The sequence below is a fragment of the Flavobacterium sp. YO64 genome (assembly GCF_004119505.1).
GTDB lineage: Bacteria > Bacteroidota > Bacteroidia > Flavobacteriales > Flavobacteriaceae > Flavobacterium > Flavobacterium oncorhynchi.
Window position 1 is genome coordinate 1 of sequence record NZ_NRQV01000058.1, and the last position, 7,387, is coordinate 7,387.

Sequence of the window (7,387 nt, forward strand, 5' to 3'; positions counted from 1 at the left end):
ATCTACAAATTGAGTCAGCTCTGTTACAAATTTAGGATCGTTGATAATTGTGCTTGCGTTGTTAACGACATCAGCTACAACATCTATTGTAGTTTCTGTATCATTTTCGCTCTTATAAACATACTTTCCGTCGTTTGCTGCATTTTTCTCTAAGGTTGTAATGGTCTCGTTTCCTTTTACAATCTCATTGATATTTACCACTTGTGTTGCGCCTGATGCATCTGTATAAGTAAATTCGTTGGTTGTAGAATTAAACGATACTGTACCTTCTGACTTAGTAACAAAATTGTTTAAAACATTAGTTACAGCTGGATTATTTATGATTGATTCAAAATTGTTAGCAACGTCTCCTACTACATTAATCGTTACTGGATTTTCTCCTGTTTCATTTAAATAAGTATATGTACCGTCGTTATTATTGGTTAATGTTGTAATGGTTTCGTTTCCTTTTACAATTTCATTGATATTTACCACTTTTGTTGCACCTGATGCATCTGTATAGGTAAATTCATTGGTTGTAGAATTGAACGATACTGTACCTTCTGACTTAGTAACAAAATTGTTCAGTACATTAGTTACTGCAGGATTGTTTATAATTGATTCAAAATTGTTCGCAACGTCTCCTACTACATTAATGGTTACTGGATTTTCTCCTGTTTCATTTAAATAAGTATACGTACCGTCGTTATTATTGGTTAATGTTGTAATCGTTTCGTGTTTTTTTACTGAACTTCCAAAATCCAACGGTTGATTAGTACCTGAATCATCAACAAACACAAACTCTTTTGTTACGGCATTATAAATAACAGTCCCTTTGTTAGATTCAATTTCACCAGCAATAACAATTCTATTCCACTTGTTATCATACCAATAGTAATATCCAGGTTTAATATCTGCTGCTGTGGCTGTATTAAATACTAATAAACTATTTACATTGCCATTTGCAATTGTAGAAGCATCGGTAATGTTCTTTAATTGAATTCTTGGAATCAATACACCTTTATCATTAGCTACAACTTCTAATTGAGAAGAAGGATTTGGCATAGTAGTTCCTATACCAACCTGGGAGTAAGCTGAATAACTAGCTAAGACAAAAAATAATGGAAGTAATTTATTTTTCATAAGATTTAATAATTATGAGTTATCTTTTTATTTGCAATCTTTATTCTAAAATTTAAATCAGCTGACCTTTTCATGAACTGTTAAATTTTAAATTCTTGGCAAAATTATGTCCTAAGTATTGTTCAGAACTACCACATAAACTTTTAAAATCAATACAAAAAGTTACAAATCACATAAACACATAAATAATTACACATCAATAAGTTAATCCCGAAAAAAAGCTCTAAAAACCTAAAAACAAAACTGAAATATATCCAACAAAAAAGAGCTTGAACTTAATTAAAAGCCAAACTCTTTTTCTTACCAACTCTAAACTACCAAATCAAAATTTATCTGTTCTATTCTTTTATTACAATAATAAATTCCGAACGTCTGTTAAGCTCGTGTTCCGTTTCTGAACATTGTACGTCATTACCGCACTTATTAATCAACTGCGATTCTCCATATCCATCTCCCCACACTCTATCTTGTGCAATTCCACCTTCCAAAACAATATAATCCACTGTTGTTTTTGCTCTGTTTTTAGAAAGTCTCATATTGTAATCGTCTTTACCCCTGCTGTCTGTATGTGATTTTACCAAAATAGAAATACTCGGACGGATTTTTAATAAATTAATTACTTTGTCTAATTCTAATTTTGATGACTTTCGAAGTGTATAACCTCCATAATCAAAATAAATAGGTTTTAGTTTTAGTTTCTCTGTAAGATTATCACCTTCCTTAAGAGTTAATACCTGATTGCCGACAACAACTTCCAGTTCATTAAATAGCACTGCTTGTATTTCCTTGGTTTCTCCTATTTTAATTCCCTTTGCAGCAATTTTTTCAGTTGTATAACCTTTCTTTTTAAACTCAAAAGTATAATTCTTTAGCGGTGCTAAATCCACTGAAAACTTTCCTGATTCGTCACTGTATACTGTTTTAATTTTTTCTTTTAAATCATTAAAAACTGTTACCTCAACTTCTTGCAATAGTTGACCAGATATACTGTCTTTTACTGTTCCCGAATAAACTGGGTTTAATTTAAAAGGAAATGATATTGATTTTGTTTCTAAAAATGTATACAAATCGTCATCGCCGGTTCCTCCTTTTCTATTAGAGGAGAAAAACCCTTTTTTAGAGTCACTGTCTATGCTGTATGCAAAATCATCACTTGTAGAATTTATAGGCTCGCCAACATTTACAATTATATATTTAGCTTCTTCGTCTTTTACGGCCGCAAAAATATCCAAGCCTCCTAAACCAGGATGCCCATCTGACGAGAAGTACAATACGCCGCTGTCATCTACAAAAGGAAAAGTTTCTCTGCCATAAGTATTTATTTCTTCTCCTAAAGAATCTGCTTTATTAGCAAAACCTCCACCTTTTTTTCTGCTTATCACATACAAATCTGTATCGTTTGTTTTCTTTTTTCTGTTAGACACAAAATACAACTCATCGTTATTAGCGCTCAAGGCAGGATGTGCAGAAGAAGTCCCTTCAACATTTACAGGAAATGGAAGTTCCTTAACTTCTCCCCATTTATTGTTTATTTTTTGAGCTTGAAAGATTTTCAGGTTAGAAATTGCTTTCTTATTTTTTGCCTTATTTTTTATTTTGTCATAAACTACCAATCTAGTAAAGTACATTGTTAAGCCGTCTTTTGTAATTACTGGTGTACTTTGATGGTATTTTAAATTTACATCTCCTGACAATTTTTTTGCATTATACAAACTTCCGTCTTCGTCAATTTGGGCTGTGTATAATTTAAGAAAAGCTTTTTCGCTCCAATTATGTTTGCGTTTAAAAATACCTGAATCCTTAGCCGTAGCATAAATAACTTCTTTATACTTAGGCATTTTTTCTGAAGATAGGATCTTAAAATCATCATTTTTAAAATCAGCCTCTTTAGTGTTTACAATAAACTTTTCTTGATTTTTATCTTTCTTTTTCTCCTGAATTACAAACTCTCCCGTCGCTCCAAGTTTATTACCATCGTCGCTTCGTCTTTTTTGAGCATTTTCTCTAATAATTCTGTCTTTATCCGACTTTTCTGCCTGAACAATTTCAAGGTTTTGCTTGATTGCTTCTTCATTTGGAACTAAAGCTGCTCCAAAGTCTGAAAATGGCGAATTTATTCCTGCTTGACTCAAATTATCGTATCGATCTGATTGTGCTGCAATGGCTTTTAGATAAGTTACCGGATCCCATTTTTTTGCTTCCTCTTCTTTTCCTGCTTTCTTATAATAGGCACTCATTACAGCTAATCCTTCTTCATGCTGATCATTTGCTCTCAAGCATACAGAATATCTATAATAGTATTCTGGCGGAGCAGATGCAACATCTTCCATCATTTTGGTATACCATTGCAGTGCGCTGTAATAATCTGCATTAAAAAAATAGGTATCGCCTAAACGAGCATATATTTCTTTAGAATCATATCCTTTATTCACTAATTGCTCGTATAGCTTTCCTGCTTTTACAAATGAAAATTTTTCGTATTCTGCATTTGCTTTTGCCAGTTTCTTGTCTTGCGTTTGCTGCTTTTGCGAAAAACACACTGTATTACTCAAACAAAAAAGCAACACAAGTACTTTATGTATTTTTATTCTCATAATTAATTAAATTAGTTTTAGTTAGAAAAATCGCGGAGACATCATTCTCGATTTAGAACCGCCCAATACTTCAAATCTTAAAAAAATTTCATGCGATCCTGAATTGTAGTTTGCCAGTTTAGTTGTTTCGGCATCATAAGAATATCCAATAAACCAAGAATCTGAAACTTGGAATCCTGCAAGCGCACTTATTGATGCACTCCAGCGATAAGCAAGTCCTGCTGTAAATTTTTCATTGAATAAAAAGTTTGCCGAAATATCTGTTTGTAATGGAGCTCCTTGTACCGCTTTAGTTAATACTGACGGCTTAAATTTTAGATTATAATCTAAATCAAAAACGTATCCTGCCATTAGGTAATAATGCATACGCTCTTTTACAACAAAACTCTGCGATTCGTTTTTAGCAGATTTATCGTAATGACTGTTTTCTAACATATTAGGAATTGAAAGTCCAATATAGGATCTATCAGAATGAAAATATACTCCTACTCCTATATTGGGAGAGAATTTATTATCGACGTTATTTTGGAATCTTGGATCTGAAGGATCATAGATATTCAATTTTGTAAAATCAACATCTAACAAGTTTGCTGTTCCTTTTAATCCAAATGATAATTTATAAAAAGGAGAAGTATCTATAGAATAGGAAAGATCTACTGAAACATTATTTTCTGTCATTGGCCCAATTTTATCATTGATTACCGATAATCCTATTCCCATATTATGATTAATAGGTGAATTAACAGATAGTGTATTGGTAATTGGAGCACCTTCCAACCCTGCCCATTGTGTTCTATGTAATCCGAAAACACTTATTGTACCTCTAGAACCCGCATAAGCTGGATTGATATTAATGGTGTTGTACATATATTGGGTATATTGGGCATCTTGCTGCCCAAACATAACGCTGGAATAACAACATAATATAGTTACTATAAATAAATTTATTTTTTTCATTTTACTCTTATTTTTAGAAATATGGGCAAAATTATAGCAACATCCTTTTTTGATACTGCCACATAAATTCATAAAATCATCACGAAAAGGTTTACCATTTAAACAACTATAAAACAGTTACATAAAAACATAGTCAAAGTTTTTCTTTGTTTCGTTTTTAGTTTAAAATCTAAGTGACTCTCGATTAATTCTAAAATAAAAAACCCGATCACTTGACGCAATCGGGAAATCTAAAAAAAAAGCAATTAAATACATTACAGCGTTTTACTTTTAAAAACGGAGCTGGGTATATCTCCATGATGTTTTTTATAAAGCGATGAAAAGTATGCGGTTTTATGATAGCCAAGTTCAAAAGCTATATCACTAATCGTTTTAAACTCCCCGCTTTTTAATAATTTCGCGGCAACCTCTAATTTTTCTTTCTTAAAAAAAGATACGGCACTTATGCCAAATACATTTTCATATAAGATTCTGTATTTTGAAATAGACATGTTTGCAATCTCCGAAAGAATCTTTACTCCAGGAAAAGGTGCTAAAAGATTAGACATTAAAAATTCCTGCGTTTTCATTATCGCTATTAAATCTTTCTCTAAAAACAATCCAGTGTTAGACATATCAATTTTCAATCGCTCTAAAAAGTAACCAAAAAGTTTAAAAGCTGTACTTTTTAGTAAAAATTCGTAATTTGAATCGCTCATACTTTGCTGTTTCAAATTATGAAGCTCTACTTTGCTTCTGCTGTCTATATGTCCATAGTAAAACATTTCTCTTTTTTTATTATCAAAAATGTTCTTGAAATCTTTTTCTAAAACTGCTCCGTGAAAGTAATTTTTAATATATGTTTTTCGAATATACAATCGCAAAGAATAGGCTCTTTCTCCAACTTCTGAGACATAAGAACTTTGAAGACGACTGTCTATAATAGCAAAACCTAATTTTGATTTATATCCTGTTTTATGTTTAATATTATCAATAAAATGTTTATTCAAATTGTCGCTCATATCATAGTAAACAATCCAAAAATCTTCTTCAGAAGGCATTCTTGTCAAACGCATCGGCTCGTTTAATGTTAAATCAACAATAAGCACAGAAACATCTGAAGAAAGCTCAATAAAGTACCCAGAACCCTTTACCTTTTTCTTCGGGAAATGAATTATTTTATTGTCTATTATTGTACAGCCTAAACCGTCAATAAAATCTTGCTTACCTTTTAATGTTAACGATGCGGTATGTTTAAATTCAGGTATTGTTAAATCCATAATTTCTATTACAGTAAACTTTGATATTCTTTTGGGAAAACACCATACATCTGATGAAATCGTTTTGACAAATAAGAAACATTTGCATAGTTTAATTTATGTGCCACTTCATTAACTGTAAACTTTCCTGTTTCTAATAATTCTTTGGCTTTATTTAATTTATTATTATAAAAATAGGTTCCCGGATTTACCCCCGAAATTTTCACAAACAGCTTTTTATATTTTGAAGGAGACATTCCAATTTGCTCTGCCAGAAAACTAATGCCGGGAAAAGGATCGTCGATATTATTTTGCAGCATTGCTTTAGAAGCTATGATATTCTTGACATCAACATTAAATGTTTTTTCAATAATACTCTCTTTAGTTTCCAGTTGTTTTAAATAACTAGCGGTCAATCCATACACAAGCCCTTTAAAATATATTTCATACAAAGAATTGTCGTAGGCAATTTTTCTAAAATCATTAATTAAAATTAAACTTTCAATATTCATTCGATCTAAACGAAATGTTGCATTTCTTTTATTATCAAGAATGTTGTCAATCACTGTCGATGCAGTTTTACTTATTTTAGAGAAATATTCCTTTATATTAGCTTTATCAAATAAAATACAGATCACATATATTCTGGTTCCTTTTTGCACCGTGTAATCCATATCAACTTTAGAATCAACAATAGATAAATTATGCTTTAATTTTCCTATCGAAGCCGCTTCTTCATTAAGCATAAAATCAACATCTATATTAGTGAGATAGAAATACAATCCTATAAAATTGGTGTTTTTATTACGATACTTTAATCTTGTAGTTTCCTTATAAGTTGTATCAATCAGCATTGCTTTAATCCCCTCTTCTATAGGCAGAATAAAGTGTGTTCCTTGATAAGTTTCATTATTCCCTTTAATGAAATTTCCTTCGATAGAACCTCCCATTGCTTTTGCAAGAACCTCTATCCAACTGTTCGATGTATTGTACTGATGTGTAATTGTTTTCAAAATAAAAACGAGACTTTAAATGTTTTACAAATGCTGCTGATTAATCTTGTTTATACATAAAAGTAAATTCCAGATTCCAACATTCGAGTAGATAACTTCTGTTTTTCTTTAAAATAGAATCCTTTTTAAACAGTTTTTTACAAATACCAAAAGCTTCATGTTCTTTTGCAGACAAATCGTATTGACGAGTCCTGTTTTCAAATACATTCTTGTAGACCAAATGTCTATTTATCATGTATTGTTTATGATCTGTATGTGGTATTATTTTTATGCTCATCTTTTAAATTTAAAAAGCAGTACTGCTTTTATCTTAACTCTTGACAAAACCAACACTTTCTTAAAATTATTAAGTAACAGTTCTACTGAAAGTAGACGGCAAAAATAATAGGACCTCATCTTTTTGAACTACCACACATAACTATAAAATCAACATTATAAGCTAACATATCATATATTTCTTTGT

The 7,387-nt window shown here is 31.1% G+C and carries 5 protein-coding genes and 1 pseudogene; all 6 read right to left on the minus strand.

Annotated features, from left to right (window positions below):
• Positions 1-1,122, minus strand: a pseudogene (locus tag BOW57_RS20405) (hypothetical protein); the annotation flags it as partial.
• Between the two features lie 338 nt (positions 1,123-1,460).
• Entirely contained in the window at positions 1,461-3,716 is a 2,256-nt protein-coding gene (locus BOW57_RS20410) for an OmpA family protein (RefSeq protein WP_129056990.1), read from the minus strand.
• Between the two features lie 21 nt (positions 3,717-3,737).
• A complete protein-coding gene (locus BOW57_RS20415; RefSeq protein ID WP_129056992.1) occupies positions 3,738-4,673 on the minus strand; it encodes a type IX secretion system membrane protein PorP/SprF in 936 nt (311 codons plus the stop codon).
• Between the two features lie 254 nt (positions 4,674-4,927).
• Positions 4,928-5,932: a helix-turn-helix domain-containing protein gene (locus BOW57_RS20420; RefSeq protein ID WP_129056994.1), complete on the minus strand. Its 1,005-nt coding sequence runs from the start codon at positions 5,930-5,932 to the stop codon at positions 4,928-4,930.
• A gap of 8 nt (positions 5,933-5,940) precedes the next feature.
• Positions 5,941-6,924, minus strand: coding sequence for a helix-turn-helix transcriptional regulator (locus tag BOW57_RS20425; RefSeq protein WP_129056996.1), 984 nt, complete (start codon positions 6,922-6,924; stop codon positions 5,941-5,943).
• Positions 6,925-6,964: 40 nt separating this feature from the next.
• Entirely contained in the window at positions 6,965-7,201 is a 237-nt protein-coding gene (locus BOW57_RS20430; protein WP_129056998.1) for a hypothetical protein, read from the minus strand.
• Positions 7,202-7,387: the final 186 nt, after the last annotated feature.

Excerpts from the sequence above, each read along its gene's own strand:
- BOW57_RS20420 (WP_129056994.1), bottom strand. The coding sequence starts at position 5,932 with ATGGATTTAACAATACCTGAATTTAAACATACCGCATCGTTAACATTA.
- BOW57_RS20410 (WP_129056990.1), bottom strand. The coding sequence starts at position 3,716 with ATGAGAATAAAAATACATAAAGTACTTGTGTTGCTTTTTTGTTTGAGT.
- BOW57_RS20415 (WP_129056992.1), bottom strand. The coding sequence starts at position 4,673 with ATGAAAAAAATAAATTTATTTATAGTAACTATATTATGTTGTTATTCC.
- BOW57_RS20430 (WP_129056998.1), bottom strand. The coding sequence starts at position 7,201 with ATGAGCATAAAAATAATACCACATACAGATCATAAACAATACATGATA.